Raw genomic sequence first — 15,783 nt, 5'->3', positions numbered from 1 at the left:
TTCTCCCTCTCCCCCCTGGGGAGAGGGGATTCTGTCACCCCACTGCCGCCATCGACGCTGCCGAATCGGCCGTCCGCGTGCTGCCGTAGCGGCGGATCATCGCGGCGCAGAACTCCGCGAACTCCTCCGCCACCTGGGGCGGGCTGGTGTGGTGGGGCTCGACGCCGCGGTGTTCGGGGGTGAAGCAGAAGGTGACGGTGACCTCGAAATCGGCCAACGCCTCCATCTGGCGGTCGAACCAGTCCAGCGCATTCGGGCGGAAGCTGTCGGCCCAGGACAGGCCGGTGCGCAGGTGCCGCACGCCCAGCCGCTTCAGCCAAGCCACCGCCTCGTCGAGCCGGTGGTCCTCATAGTGGAACCACTGGCAGATGCCCATCTGGCCGGCATAAGGCGCGAAGGCCTCCACCGCCGGTTTCGGCGTGCCGTCGGACCGAAGCAGGCCCATGTGGAAATGGCGGTAGTAGGAGGAGCCTTCCGCCTCCTTGTGGCGGGTTGTGGCCTCCCAATGGCTGGGCAGGTCATACAGGCTGTACCAGTGGATGCGCGGCACCTTGCCGATCAGCAGCTCCGCGGTGCGCTTGACGCCCCAGGCCTGCACCTCCTCGGCGCCGAAGGAGGAGACGCCGGCCTCGGTCACCCAGATCGGCTTGTTGGTGACGGCGCGGATCTCGTCGATCTTGTTCGGCCACTCGTGGATCTGCCAGAGATTCCAGTCGAGCGGGAAGCCGTGGACCGCCACCACATCCACCTCGTCCAGCACGCCGCGCTCGTCGAGCCGGCGGACGAAGGACGGATCGATGGGGGACATGCCGCCCAGCACGCGGGTGATGGTGGAATTCTCCGCCCGGATCGCCTGCCCGGCCAGGATTGTCATGCGGGCGAACAGGTCCCATTCGGGGTCGAGGTTGGGATCCCAGTGCGACTTGTTGTTCGGCTCGTTCCAGATCTTGGCGGCTTCGATCATCCCTCGGTCCCTTTCTTCACGGCGTCTTCTTTCGGCTGGGCCGGATACACCGCCCCCGCCTCTGTCGGGCGGTCGACCCGGCGGCAGACATAGACCTCGCGTTCCGGATGCTCGACGATGGCGAAGCCGGCGCTACGCAGCATCGCCTCGGCACAGGCGGCGTTCGGCGCCCACCAGTTGGTCCAGTCGCGGGCGTATTCGTGTTCGATGAAATGCAGCTTCGGATAGCCGGGATCGTTGAAGTGTTCCTGCTCAAAGAAGTCGTAATCGGCGCGCACCGGCGCCACCTCGGCCGAGCCGCGCTGCATCGACTGGAAGATCATCAGATCCTTGGCGACATGGTCGTGGATCAAGTCCAGCGCCAGCAGCGGGTGGCGCAGGTGGTAGAGCACGCCCATGAACAGCACGACGTCGAAGCTCTCGCCCAGCGAGGCGACGTCGTAGACCGACATCTTGCGGAATTCGATGTCCTGGCCGGTCACCTCGGCGGCGAATTTGGCCTGGGCCAGATAGCGGTCGTCGAAGTCGATGGCGACCACCCGGTCGGCACCGCGGCGCTTCATCTCGATGGAGTAGAAACCGCCGTTGCAGCCGATGTCGAGCACGGTGCGGCCGGTCAAATCCTTCGGCACCGCATGCTCGAAGCGCCTCCACTTCACGTTCGGGTAGTCGTTGAGGAAATGATCGGGTGCCGTGCGCACGCCGTTGAGGTCGATGTTGTGGAACCAGTCGCCGAGTTCTGCGACGCGTTCGCGGATCTGGTCGGCCGTCAGGCTCGTCATGCCGCACCCTCGTTGATGCTGTGGACCTTCAGCCCCCAATCGCCGGCGATCACAACGCTGCGGGAGGCCGGGCTGATTTCGAATCGTCCGTAGAAGTCGAGCGGCAGCCCCATGGCGTGGGCCAGTGCCGCCTTGATGATGTCGCCATGGCTGACCAGCGCCAGCGTGCCGCCGGGATGGGCGCGGCGCTGCCGGTCGAGCAATGCTGCGATCCGGGTCTGCGCCTCCGCCATCGACTCACCTGGAGTCTCGCCGGGGGTGGGGCGGGCATGGCTGCGTGCCCGGTTCCACAGGTCCCAGGCGGGGTCGCCGTGCAGGTCCTCGAACCGCTTGCCGCTCCAGGCGCCGAGGTCGAGTTCGTTCAGCGCCGGTTCGATGGTCGGCGACAAGCCCTGCCGCTCGGCGATCGGGGTGGCGGTCTCGACGGCGCGCTCCAGCGGGCTGGACAGCACGGCGGTCAGGCGCAGTGACGACAGGCAGTCGGCCAGCGAATCGGCCTCCGCCCGGCCCTGGGCGCTGAGCGTCACGCCGGCCATGCGGCCGCACAGGACCGAGCCCAGCCGGTCGTGCGAACCGTGGCGCACCAGGATGAAGATGGTCTCCATGCCGCCGCTCACATCAGGCGGGTCGGCTTGGACTCCAGCGGTTCACCGGCGATGAAGCGCAACGTGCGTTCCCGTGCCTCGTGGTCGGTGAACTGTTCGGGCGGCGACTTCATGAAGTAGCTGGACGGGCCGACCAGCGGGCCGGCGATGCCGCGGTCGAGCGCCAGCTTGGCGCAGCGCACCGCGTCGATGACGATGCCGGCGGAGTTGGGGCTGTCCCAGACCTCCAGCTTCAGCTCCACATTCAGCGGCACGCCGCCGAAGGTGGTGCCTTCCAGCCGGATATGCGCCCATTTGCGGTCGGTCAGCCACGGCACATGGTCGCTGGGGCCGACATGCACGTCTTCCGGGTCGAGCGGCACGTCGAGCTGGCTGGTGACCGCCTGGGTCTTGGAAATCTTTTTCGACTCCAGGCGCTCGCGCTCCAGCATGTTCTTGAAGTCGGTGTTGCCGCCGAAATTCAGCTGATAGGTGCGGTCCAGCCGCACGCCGCGCTCGCGGAACAGGTTGGCCAGCATGCGGTGGACGATGGTGGCGCCGACCTGGCTCTTGATGTCGTCGCCGATGATCGGCAGGCCGCGTTCGGCGAAGCGCCGTGCCCAGACCGGGTTGGAGGCGATGAAGACCGGGATGCAGTTGACGAAGGCGCAGCCGGCTTCCAGCGCCTGTTCGGCGTAGAATTCGGTGGCCTGCTGCGATCCGACCGGCAGGTAGGAGACCAGGATGTCGGTGCCGGTGCGGCGCAGGGTTTCCGCCACGTTCACCGGCCGCTGCTCCGATTCGGCGATGTCGCCGGCCAGGTATTTGCCGATGCCGTCCAGCGTCGGACCGCGTTCCACCGGCACGCCAAAACGCGGAGGTTTGGCGAAGCGAATAGTATTATTAGGAGGTGCGAAAATAGCCTCCCCGACATCGAGCCCCACTTTTGACGCTGCAACATCGAAGGCGGCAGAAATCTGGATGTCTCCAACGTGATAACCGCCGAGATCGACAGTCATAAGCCCCGGGGGCGGCTCATTGGCTTTGGCATCGGCGTAATAGCATATCCCTTGGACAAAAGATGATGCACAATTTCCGACGCCTGCGATTGCTACCCGGAGCTTTTTCCCAGTCACGGAGATCTCCCATCCTTAAATGCACGTCTCTCCACGGAGCATGGATATTTGTAGACATGAAAAGGAATCATCGGAAGATCGGTCGTTGGTAGCACGCCTTTTGGACGAGGTGCGCAATTTTTAAAGCCGGTGTTAACGTCGACAGTGCAGCCGCAGTAACTCCGCCAAGGGGTTGCGAGTCGGTGCCGAAATAAAACCGCACAGGGTGCCCTGGGCAACTTGCGGGGACGAGCGGGGGGCCTTCGGTGTCGATCGCCGTAAGGCCCTGCCCCTTGTTTCCGCACGTCAACGTCAAGAATCGTATCAAATTCCTCGGAGGGACTTGTGGGAGAGACCGTTCTCGTCACTGGCGGAGCCGGCTTCATCGGCCGCCATGTCGCCAAGGCCCTGCTTGCCCGCGGCGACCGCGTCCGGGTGCTCGACAGCCTGATCGAACAGGTGCACCCGACGCGGCAGCGTCCCGACGAACTGGATGCCGACGTGGAGTTGCTGGTCGGCGACGTGCGTGACGACGACATGGTCGCCCGTGCGCTGGAAGGCGTCGATTCGGTGATCCACCTCGCGGCCGAAGTCGGCGTCGGGCAGAGCATGTATGCGGTCGACCGCTACACTTCGGTGAACGACTACGGCACCGCCGTGCTGTTCCAGCGCCTGATCGACAAGCCGGTGCGCCGCGTCGTCGTCGCGTCGTCCATGAGCATCTATGGCGAGGGGCTGTACCGCACCGCCGACGGTACGCTGATGGAGGACGTCGTCCGCGGCGCCCGCAATCCCGATGGGTCCTGGGACCCGCTCGACCAGCAGGGCCGGCCGCTGGTGCCGGTCCGCACGCCGGAAAGCAAGCGCCCGGCGCTGAAGTCGGTCTACGCCATCGGGAAATATGTGCAGGAACGGCTGACCCTGACGCTGACCGCGCAGTATGGGATGGAGGGCTCGGCCCTTCGCCTGTGGAACGCCTACGGGCCGGGGCAGGCGCTGTCGAACCCCTACACCGGCGTGCTGGCGATCTTCGCCTCGCGCATCGCCAACGGCCAGCGCCCGATGATCTTCGAGGACGGGCAGCAGCGCCGCGACTTCGTGCATGTCCGCGACGTTGCCCGCGCCTTCCTGCTGGCGCTGGACAACCCGGCCGCCAACGGCGAGGTGTTCAACATCGGCTCCGGCGAGGAGCGCACGGTGGAGGAGGTGGCGCTGATGCAAGCGGCCTCGATGGGCCGCGCCGACCTGTCGCCGGAGATCACCGGCAAGGCGCGCGCCGGCGACATCCGCCACAACATCCCCGACCTGACCAAGGCCCGTACCGTGCTCGGCTATGACCGGAAGGAGAATTTCTCCGAAGGTCTGGCCGAACTGGCGGAATGGGTCGCCCGGCAGGAGGCGCAGGACCGCGTCGCCGACGCCCGCCGCGAACTGGAAGAGCGGGGTCTGGTGGCATGAGCGGCACCAAGAACCCGGTTCTGATCACCGGCGGCGCCGGCTTCATCGGATCGAACCTTGCCGACCGACTGGCGTCGGACGGGCATGACGTGCTGATCTATGACGCGTTGCGCCGTCCGGGGGTGGAGCGGAACCTGCGCTGGCTGCAGGCCCGCCACCCGTCGCGCATCAGCGCCGTCACCGCCGACCTGCGCGACGAACAGGCGCTGGCCGATGCTGCCAAGGACGCCAAGGCGGTGTTCCATCTGGCCGCCCAGGTCGCGGTGACCACCAGCATGGTCGACCCGGTCGACGATTTCGAAGTGAACATCCGCGGCACCCTGTCCCTGCTGGAGGCGGTGCGCCGAACCGGCAGGCGCACGCCGGTGATCTTCGCCAGCACCAACAAGGTCTATGGCGACCTCGCCGACGTGCCTCTGGAGTTGGTGGACGACGCCTATGCGCCGGCCGATCCGGCGATCCGCGCGCATGGCGTGTCGGAGGCGCGGCCGCTCGACTTCCACACCCCCTATGGCTGTTCCAAGGGCGCGGCGGACCAGTATGTGCTGGATTACGCCCGCAGCTTCGACCTGCCGACCGCCGTGCTGCGGATGAGCTGCATCTACGGCCCGCGCCAGATGGGGACGGAGGATCAGGGCTGGGTCGCCCATTTCCTGATCCGCGCGCTGAACGGCGAGCCGATCACCATCTACGGCGACGGCCGGCAGGTGCGCGACGTGCTGTTCGCCGCCGACACGGTGCAGGCCTATGTTTCCGCCTGGGAGCGGATCGAGCAGGTGAAGGGCCGCGCCTTCAACCTCGGCGGCGGGGCGTCGAACGCCATCAGCCTGCGCCAGCTGATCGCGCATATCGAGTATCTGATGGGCCGCAAGGTGGAGGTCAGCTACGGCGACTGGCGGGCCGGCGACCAGCGCTATTACGTGTCGGACACCCGCGCGGTGCGCGACGCGCTGGGGCTGGCCGCGCCGACGGAGTGGAAGCGCGGCGTGGCGCTGCTCGCCGAATGGCTGCGGGCGGAGAAAAGCGGCATGCCGTCCCCTGCCGAACCGCAGTCGGTGGAGGCCGCCTGATGAGGGTTGCGCTGGTCAACCCGGCCTGGAGCTTCGATCACAGCATCTATTTCGGATGCCGCGAAGCGCATCTGCCGCTGGAACTGGGATACAGCAAGGCGCTGCTGGAGCAGGCCGGGCACGAGGTGCTGCTGCTGGACGGCGCGCTGGACGGCCTGTCGAACGCGGAGATGGCGGAGCGGGTCGCCGCCTTCGCCGCCGACATGACCGTGCTGACCACGGCGCCGACCTACCTGTTCTGGCGCTGCGCCCAGCCGGAACTGCGCGTGCCGAAGGAGTTCCTGGCGGCACTGGACGGTCGCGGCGGGCGTACCGTCGCGGTCGGGCCGCACGGCTCCACCACTCCGGCACCGACCTTGAGCAAGCTCGGCGTCGATCTGGTGGTGCGCGGGGAGTGCGAGGAGATCGTCGCCAAACTTGCGGAAGGCGCGGCGCTGGACGAAGTCTCGTCGTTGGCCTTTTACCGCGACGGCGATCTGGTGGTGACCGGCGGGCCGCATGCCGCGCGCTTCACCGACCTGCCGGCGCTGTCCTGGCCGGTGGCGTGGCTGCAGCGCCATCCGCACCACCATCACCGCTACGGCACCGAACCGGTCGGGCCGGGGGCGGAGGTGGAGGCGTCGCGCGGCTGCCCCTACAACTGCAGCTTCTGCGCCAAGATCGATTTCCGCGACCAGTACCGGCGCCGCGACACCGCCATCATCCTGGAGGAGATCGACGGCCTGATCGCGGCCGGCGTGCGCTACGTCTATTTCATCGACGAGATCTTCCTGCCCCGGCGCGACCTGCTGGAAGCGCTGGTGGAACGGCCGATCGAGTTCGGCGTGCAGACGCGCATCGATTTGTGGAAGCCGGAGATGCTCGACCTCTTGGGGGCGGCCGGCTGCGTGTCGATCGAGGCCGGGGTGGAAAGCCTGACCGAGGAAGGGCGCGCCTCGCTCGACAAGAAATGCCGGATGAGCACCGACGATCTGGCCGACCGGCTGATCCATGCCCGGCGCAGCGTGCCCTTCGTCCAGGCCAACCTGATCGCCATGGCCGGCGACGATGCCGACATGGTCAAGGCTTGGCGCGAGAAGCTGCTGGCCGCCGGGGTGTGGGCCAACGACCCGGTGCCGCTCTACCCCTATCCGGCCTCGCCCGATTACCGTCGCCTGTGGGGCGAGCCGGACGACCGGGCGTGGGAGCGGGCGCACGAGCATTACCTTGCCCAGTTCGATCGCCTGAGCGACATCCAGGAGGACGAGCCTTTGCCGCTGACGGAACTGGAGGCGGCATGCTCCTGCCGCTGACGAGTGCCCAAAGAATATTGCCGCCCGCGGAACCACCCTATGTGCTGATGACGGCCGACAGCGTCGGCGGGGTGTGGACCTATGCGCTCGATCTGGCCCGCGAGTTGGCGGGACAGGGGACGCGGGTGACGTTGGCGGTGCTGGGGCCGTCGCCCCACCCCGATCAGGTCGCCGCCGCCGCCGCGGTGGACGGGCTGGAATTGATCGACACCGGTCTGCCGCTCGACTGGACCGCCCCCAATGAGGCCGCGGTGCGCCGCACGGCGGAGGCGCTCGGCGATCTCGCGGCAAGGCTCGGCCCCGATGTGGTGCATCTCAACAGTCCGGCGCTGGCCGCTGACGCCGGCTTCACCATGCCGGTCGTCGGCGTCTGCCATTCCTGCATGGCCAGTTGGTGGGCGGCGGTGCGCGGCGGCGAGATGCCGGAGGATTTCCGCTGGCGGACCGAACTGCTGCGCCGCGGCTATCAGGCCTGCGACGTGCTGGTGGCGCCGAGCGCCGCCTTCGCCGATGCCACTGCCGCGCTGTACGACGTGGCGCCGCCGGTGGTGGTGCGCAACGGGCGCTATGCCCGCAAGGCCGGTCCGCGGCGGGCCGCGATGGGGCGGGAACGCTTCGTCTTCACTGCCGGGCGGCTCTGGGATTCGGGCAAGAACGTCGAACTGCTGGACGCGGCGGCGAAGCTGCTGGACGTGCCGGTCTTCGCCGCCGGACCGCTGGAAAGCCCGACCGGGCACCGCGTCGGCCTGACCCATGCCAAGGCACTGGGGCGGCTGGACGGCGCGTCGGTCGCCGGATGGATGGCGCGGGCGCCTGTCTTCGCCTCGCTGCCGCTATATGAACCCTTCGGGCTGACGGTGCTGGAGGCGGCGCAGGCCGGCTGCGCGCTGGTCCTGTCGGACATCGCCAGCTTCCGCGAGTTATGGGACGGTGCCGCCATCTTCGCCGATCCCGGCGATGCCAAGGCGCTGGCCGCGACGCTGCGCCGGCTGCTCGACGACCCGCTGGAGGCGCGCCGGCTCGGCACCGCCGCCCGCCGCCGCTCCGCCCGCTATGACATGGACCGGCTCACCGCCGGGATGCTCGACGTCTATTGGTCGGTGACGCACCCGGTGCGTTCGGAGGTGATCGCGTGAGGATCGTCTATTTCACCCATTCGCTGGCCTCCTGCTGGAACCACGGCAACGCCCATTTCCTCCGCGGTGTCCTGCGCGACCTGATCGCCCGCGGCCATGACGTGCAGGTGCTGGAACCGAATGGAGCCTGGAGCCTGCAGAATCTGCTGGCCGACCATGGCGAGGCCGGGCTGGACGCCTATCGCAGCGCCTATCCGGAGCTGTCGTCGCGGGTGATGCCGAAGGGCTTCGATGTCGAGGCTGCCTGCGACGGCGCCGATCTGGTGATCGTCCATGAATGGAACGACCCGGCGCTCGTCGCGGCGGTGGGGGAGGCCCGTAAGCGCGGCGGCCACTTCACCCTGCTGTTCCACGATACCCACCACCGCGCCGTCAGCGATCCCGAGGCGATCAACGCTTTCGATCTGTCCGGCTATGACGGCGTGCTGGCCTTCGGCGAGACTCTGGCCGCGGTCTACCGGCGCTGGGGCTGGGAAGGTCGCGTCTTCGTCTGGCACGAGGCCGCCGACATCCGGCTGTTCCATCCGCCGGCGGAGGAGGGTCCGCGCACGGGTGCGGTGTGGATCGGCAATTGGGGCGACGGCGAACGGACGGAGGAGCTTGAACGCTTCCTCTTCGCGCCGACCAAGGATGCCGGGCTGCCACTGGAGATCTACGGCGTGCGCTATCCGGCGGACGCGCTGGCGACGCTGAAGCGCTACGGCATCGCCTACAAGGGCTGGCTGCCGAACGCGCGGGCGCCGGAGATCTTCGCCCGCCACAGCGTCACCGTCCATGTGCCGCGCCGCTTCTATGTCGACCTGCTGCCCGGCATCCCGACCATCCGCGTGTTCGAGGCGCTGGCCTGCGGCATCCCGCTGGTCAGCGCGCCGTGGAGCGATGCGGAGGGGCTGTTCCGCCCCGGCCGCGACTTCCTGTTCGCCCGCGACGGCGAGGAGATGGCCGGCCATCTGCGCGCCATAGACGAGGACGAGGGGCTGCGAGCCGAACTGGTCCGCAACGGGCTGGAGACGATCCGCGCCCGCCATACCTGTGCCCACCGCGTCGATGAGCTGCTGTCCATCGTCGGCAGCCTGCGCGGCAATCAAAAAGAACCGGTTCTCGAGGAGTCCGCCCGATGAAGATGGCCTTTTACGGGTCCAGCCTGCTGTCCTCCTACTGGAACGGCGCGGCCACCTATTACCGCGGCATGCTGAGCGAACTGGCCAAGCATGGCTGGGACATCACCTTCTACGAGCCGGACGCCTTCGACCGACAGAAGCACCGCGACATCGAGCCGCCGGACTATGCCAAGGTCGTCGTCTATGACGCCACGCCCGAAGCCTGCCGCGTGGTGATCGCGGAAGCCGTGAAGGCCGACGTGGTGGTCAAGGCCAACGGCGTCGGCGTCTTCGACGACGAGCTGTTGGACGGCGTGATGGATGCCGCCAATCCGCAGGCGTTGCGCATCTATTGGGACGTGGACGCTCCGGCGACGCTGGCGGAGCTGCGGCAGGCGCCCGACCATGTGCTGCGCCGCCGCCTGCCGGAGCTGGACTTCGTGCTGACCTATGGCGGCGGGCCGCCGGTGGTCTCAGCCTACGAGGCGATGGGCGCGCCGGTCTGCCGGCCGATCTACAACGCGCTCGATCCGTCCACCCACCATCCGGTGCCGCCACAGGACCGCTTCCGCGCCGACCTGAACTTCCTCGGCAACCGGCTTCCCGACCGCGAGGCGCGGGTGGAACGCTTCTTCCTGGAACCGGCGGCGCGCAATCCGGATGCCCGCTACATCATCGGCGGCAGCGGCTGGGAGACCAAGGGCCTGCCGGGCAACGTCACCCACATCGGCCATGTCGGCACCGCCGATCACAACGCCTTCAACACCTCCGCCAAGGCGGTGCTGAACATCGCCCGCGACAGCATGGCGGAGGTCGGCTTCTCCCCCGCCACCCGCGTGTTCGAGGCGGCCGGCGCCGGCGCCTGCCTGATCACCGACGCCTGGGAGGGGGTGGAGCTGTTCCTGGCCCCGGACGAAGAGGTGCTGGTCGCCCGCGACGGGCAGGACGTGACCGAGCATCTGCGCGCGCTGACGCCGGAACGCTCCCGCGCCATCGGCGAGGCGGCGCGCCGCCGCATCCTGGCCGGCCACACCTATGCCCGCCGGGCGGTCGAGGTGGACCAGCTGTTGCGCGGGGCGCTGGCCGCCCGCCGGGAACGGAGCGCGGCATGAAGCTGGTCGTCCTCGGGCTCAGCCTGTCCTCCTCCTGGGGCAACGGGCACGCCACCACTTTCCGCGCGCTGCTGAAATCCTTCGCCGCGCGCGGGCACGAGATCCTGTTCCTGGAGCGGGACGTTCCCTGGTACGCGAACAACCGCGACCTGCCGAATCCGGCTTGGTGCGAGCTGGCCTTCTACAGCGACCTTGAGGATCTGAAGCGCTTCACCGCCGCCGTCGCCGGGGCGGACGCGGTGCTGGTGGGATCATACGTGCCGGAAGGGGTGGCGGTCGGACGCTGGGCGCAGGAGACGGCCCACAGCGTGATCGGGGGCGTCGTCGCCTTCTACGACATCGACACGCCGGTGACGCTGGCGAAGCTGGAGCGCGGCGATTACGAGTATCTCGCGCCGGAGGTCATCCCCGGCTACGACGTGTACTTCTCCTTCACCGGCGGGCCGACGCTCGACCGGCTGATGGAGCGGTACGGCTCGCCGGCCGCAAGGGCGCTCTATTGCTCGGTGGATGCGGAGGCCTATGCGCCGCTGCCGGTGCCAAAGCGCTGGGACCTCAGCTATCTCGGCACCTACAGCATCGACCGCCAGCCGACGCTGGACCGCCTGCTGCTGGAGCCGGCACGCCGCGCGCCGGAGCTGCGTTTCGTGGTGGCCGGGCCGCAGTACCCGGACGACATCGTCTGGCCGGTGAATGTGGAGCGGCTGCACCATGTGCCGCCGGCCGACCATCCTGCCTTCTATGCGGCGAGCCGCTTCACGCTGAACGTGACGCGCGAGGACATGATCCGCGCCGGCTACAGCCCCAGCGTCCGCCTGTTCGAGGCGGCAGCCTGCGCCACGCCGATCATCTCCGACATCTGGGACGGCATCGACACGCTGCTGGAGCCGGGGCGGGAGATCATCCTGGCCGAGACGGCCGACGAGGTGCTGGGCGTGCTGCGCCGCCCGGCCGGAGAGGGCGAGATCGGCGAGCAGGCGCGGCGGCGGATCCTGGCGGCGCACACCGCGGCCCATCGGGCGGAGACGCTGGAGACGGAGTTGGTCGCGGCGATGGAGCGGGGAAGGTCGTTGGTGGAGAGGGCGGGGTAGAGGCTCTTCTGTCCGATTGCATCACGCGGGATTGCCCCCTCCCCATCCCTCCCCCGCTTCGCGGGAGAGGGGGCAGAACCCTTGTCGGCGTGATGGTCCAGGGAGGAGCGGCGGAGTTCCCTCTCCCGCCCAGCGGGGGAGGGTTAGGGAGGGGGCACCGGCACCCGCGCCTGCACCCCTCACGGCACCCGCTTCTTCTCCAGCTTGCGGGCCAGCGTGCGGCGGTGCATTCCCAGCCGCCGCGCCGTCTCCGAGATGTTGAAGTTGGTCTCCACCAGCGTTTCGTGGATGCGCTCCCACTCCAGGTTCTTGATCGAGGTGGTGCGGGCGGCGGGGGCGATGGAGGTGTCGCCTTCGGTGCGGTCGAATGCCGCCTCGATGTCGTCGGTGTTGGAGGGCTTGGCCAGATAGTGGCAGGCGCCGAGCTTGATCGCCTCCACCGCGGTGGCGATGCTGGCGAAGCCGGTCAGCACGACGATGCGGGTTTCCTCATCCGCCTCGTGCAGCTCCTTCACGCATTCCAGGCCGGAGCCGGTGGCGAGCTTCAGGTCGATCACCGCGTAGTCGGGATCCACCGTCTGCAGAAGCTCCCGCATCTCCTCCAGCCCGGCGCAGGCATGCACCTCGTAGCCGCGGCGTTCGAAGGACCGGCGCAGCGCCCGGGCGAAGGCGGCGTCGTCCTCGACGATCAGCAGGGTGCGGTCGCCGCCTTCCAAATCAGGCGTCTCCTGCTCAGTCGTCTCCATCGGCGCCTCCCGGCGACAAGGCGGCGAGCGGCAGGGTCAGCGTGACGGTGGCGCCGCCGCCGGCCCGGTTCTTGGCCGAGACGGTGCCGCCCAGCTTGCGCAGAACATTGACCACCAGGAACAGGCCGAGCCCGCTGCCCGGCCGCATCTTGGTGGAGCGGTAGGGCTTGCCAAGCTCCTCCAGGATGGCGGGATCGAAGCCGGGACCGGAGTCGTTGATCGCCACCACCAGATTGTCGCCCTGCCGCAGGGCGGCGACGCCGATCCAGCCCGGCGACGCCTCCAGCGCGTTGTCCAGAACGTTGAACAGAACCTGCTTCAGGGCGAGGTCGGCGATCATCCGCTCCTGCGGGCCGACGGTGTTGTCGTACTCGAACCGGCCGGGGGAGCGGCTGGACAGCCAGTCCTGCACCAGATCGTCGAGGAAGCCCTTCACCGTGGTGCGCACCGTGCCCTCGCCGCGCGCCTCGCCGGAGGACAGCAGGATGCCCGACACGATGGCCTTGCAGCGGTCGATCTGGTTCTGCATCTCCGCCACCTCCTCCGACAGATCGGGATCGGACATCAGCGACGGCATGCGGCGCCAGTCGTTGAGAATCACCGACAGGGTGGCGAGCGGCGTGCCCAGCTCGTGCGCGGCGCCCGACGCCAGCAGGCCCATGCGGACGATGTGCGCCTCTTCCATGGAGCGCTGGCGCAGTTCCGCCAGATAGGCGTCGCGGGCGCGCAGGTTGCGGTTGATCTGGGTGAGGAAGGGGACGAGCAGGCTCGCCGCCAGCACGAAGCAGATGAACATCCCCTGGATGTGCAGGCTGAACAGCTCGCCCTCATGGGCATGGGGCAGGGGAAGCGGCTGGTAGGTGCCGGTCAGCCAGGTGAAGCCGGCGGTCGCCACCAGCACCAGCGCCCAGGCCGACCATGCCTCCAGCAGCACGGCACCCAGCGCCACCTGAAGAAGATAAAGGGAGATGAAGGGGTTGGAGGCGCCACCGCTGAGATAGAGCTGCAGGGTCAGCGCCCAGACGTCGATCAGCAGCTCCAGGAAAAGCTGGGTGTTGGAAACGCTGGCGCTGCGGCGGATCTGGATCAGGCTGGCGATGTTCAGCGCGACCAGGACGAGGATCACCGAGGCCATCGGCATCAGCGGCAGCCGGATGCCCATCTGCAGATGGACGATCAGGATCGTCACGATCTGCCCGACGACGGCGAGCCAACGCAGCTGGACGAGCAGGAACAGGTTTTTGCGGTCGGTGGTGTCGCGCACGAAAGACGTCCTGTTCCTCACCCGGTTCATCAGCCCACCGACTTATATAGAGAGTTACCGGCGGGAGGGGAGCTTTGTGGGCTATTTCCGGTACGCCAAAAGGCATTGGTCCTTATCGACGCAGGCGTGGGCTTGGCCGTTGACACTCTGCGTTTCAGAGTATAGTTACTCTGCATCACAGAGTGACACCGCCGGAAAGCCAACGGGATCCCGATGTCCGACAGCCTGTCCCAGCGCCTCGACGCCATTCATTCCATGCTTTCGGCCGGGCACCGCAATCTGCGGATCGAGCGGCATACCTTGATCCTGTGGGGACTGACGGGGGCGGCGCTGCTTCTGCTCAGCGACCGCATCTTCACCCCGGCGCAGTTCACGGACGTGACGCAGCAGGCCGTGGCGTGGCTGCTGCTGCTCACCCTGTCGTTGGGCGGGGTGGCCGTGCTGGACTGGCAGCTCACGCGGCGGGTCAAGCGGCACAGGGACGAGGCGTGGTCCTTCATCCACCGGCAGGTGCTGAAGGTCTGGTGGCTGCTGGTGGCGCTGGGCATCCTGATGACCTTCGCCACCTTCTTCTTCGGCGGCGGATACATGGTGTGCGCGGCCTGGGTGGTGCTGATCGGCCTCGGCCTCTATGTGCACGGCCTGTTTTCGGAGGAGCTGCTGGAGTGGATCGGCGTGCTCGCCATTCTCACGGGCATCGCCAGCCTCGTCTACCGGCTTGATTACGGCATCATCCGGCAGATCGCAGCATCCGTTTTCGGATTGGGGCTGCCGCTTCTGGCGCTGATGCTCGACCGTGGGCGGGCGCGGCCGTCCTGGCACCGCATGGCGCAGTCCGCCGCCTGGATGCTGGTGGTGCTGGGCGTGCCGCTCGCCTTGCGGCACCACGGCGATCTCGGCGCCCCGTCGGAGGCGCCCGCCCTGACCTTCGACGCCTTCCGCAAGGGGGAGGGTGCCGTGGGGCGTCACATTCTCACCCTGCCGGCGGGCACGCCGGTTCCGGTGGAGATCCGCGTGAACGGCAACATCTTCCGCAACGATCCGGCCACCATTCTGCCCCTGACCCTCTCCAAGCCGGTGCAACTGGTGCTGGAGAACGGCGTGCCGACCGGAGACGCCCGTTTCGACGGCGAGCCCTGGATGCGCGGCACGGCCGGCCTCTGGCTCCATGTCCCCAAGTTGGAAGGCGATCTCACGCCGGATCGCGGACCGGCGGTCCGTGCCCAGGTGAACGCCAACTCCATGGCCGATCCGCAGCGCTGACCGGCCCTTTCCCTTCCCTCCACTCTTCCATACCCTCAGGAGAAAGACATGAACCGGATTCTGACCGCGGCCCTGCTGGCCGCCACGGCGACGCTTGCCGGCTGCGCGGGCTTGATGCCTCCGCCGGGCGCCGACGAGATGGCGAAAATCCCGGTTGTCCGCTATGGTGAGGCAGCGGCGCCCGGCGGCGATTACGTGCTGCTCTACCCGGCCGGGGCGCCGCTGCCGGTGGTGGCTTCGGTTTCCGGTTCGCTGCTGTCCAAGCCCGGCCTGGCGCGGATGGAGGTCGCCACCAACCGTGACGTCTACCTCTACAAGATCTGGCTGAGCTTCGACGGGAAGAACTGGATGGCCGCAAATCAGGCGGTCGGCGGCGAGTTCGCCATCACGCTGCCCGGCGAGAAAGACAGCAAGGCGCCCGGCACGATGTCGGCACGCTTCGACCTCAAACCCTAAACGGAACTGCTTTGGATACGCTCGACCCTTTGCTGCACCAACCGCTGCGCACGCAGGTCGCCGCCTTTCTGGCCGGTGCCGGCGAGGCGACCTTCACCGAGCTGAAGCAGCGGCTGGAGGTGTCGGACGGCAACCTCGACTCGCATTTGAAGAAGCTGATCGGGGCGGGCTACGTGTCGGTCCGCAAGGACACCGGGGAGGGGCGGCCGCAATCCAGCTACGCTCTCACCCCCGTCGGTCGGGAGGCGCTGCACGGCTACATCGCCGCCCTGCAGCGCCTGCTGCCGCTGGACAAGGTTGCGGCCTCGGCACCGGGGGGAACCCCGTTTCTGAGGCCGCGCACCCAGTAG

16 protein-coding genes are annotated in these 15,783 nt (G+C 68.0%); 10 read left to right on the top strand and 6 right to left on the bottom strand.

The annotated features are described in order from the left end of the window. Positions 1 to 34: 34 nt before the first annotated feature. From VD964_RS18050 to VD964_RS18035, 4 genes are read right to left on the bottom strand one after another with little or no spacing between them, the layout of a single operon-like run. Positions 35 to 964 (bottom strand): beta-xylosidase, encoded by a 930-nt coding sequence (locus VD964_RS18050; RefSeq protein WP_324869896.1) that lies wholly within the window; start codon positions 962 to 964, stop codon positions 35 to 37. After that, on the bottom strand, positions 961 to 1,746 hold the full coding sequence (locus VD964_RS18045) for a TIGR04290 family methyltransferase (RefSeq protein ID WP_324869895.1): 786 nt from the start codon (positions 1,744 to 1,746) through the stop codon (positions 961 to 963). Before VD964_RS18045 ends, VD964_RS18050 begins: the two co-directional genes overlap by 4 nt. Then, positions 1,743 to 2,351: a histidine phosphatase family protein gene (locus VD964_RS18040; protein ID WP_324869894.1), complete on the bottom strand. Its 609-nt coding sequence runs from the start codon at positions 2,349 to 2,351 to the stop codon at positions 1,743 to 1,745. Before VD964_RS18040 ends, VD964_RS18045 begins: the two co-directional genes overlap by 4 nt. Before the next feature lie 8 nt (positions 2,352 to 2,359). Beyond that, positions 2,360 to 3,349 (bottom strand): myo-inositol-1-phosphate synthase, encoded by a 990-nt coding sequence (locus VD964_RS18035; protein WP_349255956.1) that lies wholly within the window; start codon positions 3,347 to 3,349, stop codon positions 2,360 to 2,362. Positions 3,350 to 3,790: 441 nt separating this feature from the next. On the opposite strand from VD964_RS18035, the gene VD964_RS18030 reads away from it, so the two are divergent. From VD964_RS18030 to VD964_RS18000, 7 genes are read left to right on the top strand one after another with little or no spacing between them, the layout of a single operon-like run. Further along, positions 3,791 to 4,903, top strand: coding sequence for an NAD-dependent epimerase/dehydratase family protein (locus tag VD964_RS18030; protein WP_324869892.1), 1,113 nt, complete (start codon positions 3,791 to 3,793; stop codon positions 4,901 to 4,903). After that, on the top strand, positions 4,900 to 5,973 hold the full coding sequence (locus tag VD964_RS18025) for an SDR family NAD(P)-dependent oxidoreductase (RefSeq protein ID WP_324869891.1): 1,074 nt from the start codon (positions 4,900 to 4,902) through the stop codon (positions 5,971 to 5,973). Before VD964_RS18030 ends, VD964_RS18025 begins: the two co-directional genes overlap by 4 nt. Further along, positions 5,973 to 7,265, top strand: coding sequence for a TIGR04295 family B12-binding domain-containing radical SAM protein (locus tag VD964_RS18020; protein WP_324869890.1), 1,293 nt, complete (start codon positions 5,973 to 5,975; stop codon positions 7,263 to 7,265). The genes VD964_RS18025 and VD964_RS18020 overlap by 1 nt, the downstream gene beginning before the upstream one ends. A 47-nt stretch (positions 7,266 to 7,312) precedes the next feature. Then, positions 7,313 to 8,401 (top strand): glycosyltransferase family 4 protein, encoded by a 1,089-nt coding sequence (locus VD964_RS18015; protein WP_324869911.1) that lies wholly within the window; start codon positions 7,313 to 7,315, stop codon positions 8,399 to 8,401. Beyond that, positions 8,398 to 9,522: a CgeB family protein gene (locus tag VD964_RS18010; RefSeq protein ID WP_324869889.1), complete on the top strand. Its 1,125-nt coding sequence runs from the start codon at positions 8,398 to 8,400 to the stop codon at positions 9,520 to 9,522. Before VD964_RS18015 ends, VD964_RS18010 begins: the two co-directional genes overlap by 4 nt. Further along, the gene (locus tag VD964_RS18005; protein WP_324869888.1) at positions 9,519 to 10,613 is read left to right on the top strand and encodes a CgeB family protein; all 1,095 of its coding nucleotides are present in this window, start codon (positions 9,519 to 9,521) and stop codon (positions 10,611 to 10,613) included. The genes VD964_RS18010 and VD964_RS18005 overlap by 4 nt, the downstream gene beginning before the upstream one ends. Next, the gene (locus VD964_RS18000; RefSeq protein WP_324869887.1) at positions 10,610 to 11,704 is read left to right on the top strand and encodes a CgeB family protein; all 1,095 of its coding nucleotides are present in this window, start codon (positions 10,610 to 10,612) and stop codon (positions 11,702 to 11,704) included. Before VD964_RS18005 ends, VD964_RS18000 begins: the two co-directional genes overlap by 4 nt. Before the next feature lie 179 nt (positions 11,705 to 11,883). Here the strand turns inward: VD964_RS18000 and VD964_RS17995 are convergent, their stop codons facing one another. Both VD964_RS17995 and VD964_RS17990 read right to left on the bottom strand, forming a co-directional pair. Continuing rightward, a complete protein-coding gene (locus VD964_RS17995; protein WP_324869886.1) occupies positions 11,884 to 12,450 on the bottom strand; it encodes a response regulator transcription factor in 567 nt (188 codons plus the stop codon). Beyond that, the gene (locus tag VD964_RS17990) at positions 12,437 to 13,714 is read right to left on the bottom strand and encodes an ATP-binding protein (protein WP_324869885.1); all 1,278 of its coding nucleotides are present in this window, start codon (positions 13,712 to 13,714) and stop codon (positions 12,437 to 12,439) included. The genes VD964_RS17995 and VD964_RS17990 overlap by 14 nt, the downstream gene beginning before the upstream one ends. A 213-nt stretch (positions 13,715 to 13,927) precedes the next feature. Here VD964_RS17990 and VD964_RS17985 point away from each other — a divergent pair, with 213 nt between their 5' ends. Genes VD964_RS17985 through VD964_RS17975 form a run of 3 tightly spaced genes read left to right on the top strand, consistent with a single transcriptional unit; the run spans position 13,928 to position 15,783 of the window. Continuing rightward, positions 13,928 to 14,977 (top strand): hypothetical protein, encoded by a 1,050-nt coding sequence (locus tag VD964_RS17985; protein WP_324869884.1) that lies wholly within the window; start codon positions 13,928 to 13,930, stop codon positions 14,975 to 14,977. Positions 14,978 to 15,025: 48 nt separating this feature from the next. Then, positions 15,026 to 15,433 carry a hypothetical protein gene (locus VD964_RS17980; protein ID WP_324869883.1) on the top strand — a complete coding sequence of 136 codons (408 nt, stop codon included), beginning with the start codon at positions 15,026 to 15,028 and terminating at the stop codon, positions 15,431 to 15,433. Between the two features lie 11 nt (positions 15,434 to 15,444). Then, the gene (locus VD964_RS17975; RefSeq protein WP_324869882.1) at positions 15,445 to 15,783 is read left to right on the top strand and encodes a transcriptional regulator; all 339 of its coding nucleotides are present in this window, start codon (positions 15,445 to 15,447) and stop codon (positions 15,781 to 15,783) included.

This window comes from Azospirillum sp., assembly GCF_035628975.1.
Taxonomy (GTDB): Bacteria; Pseudomonadota; Alphaproteobacteria; order Azospirillales; family Azospirillaceae; genus Azospirillum.
This window is presented reverse-complemented; position numbering and strand designations above follow the sequence as displayed.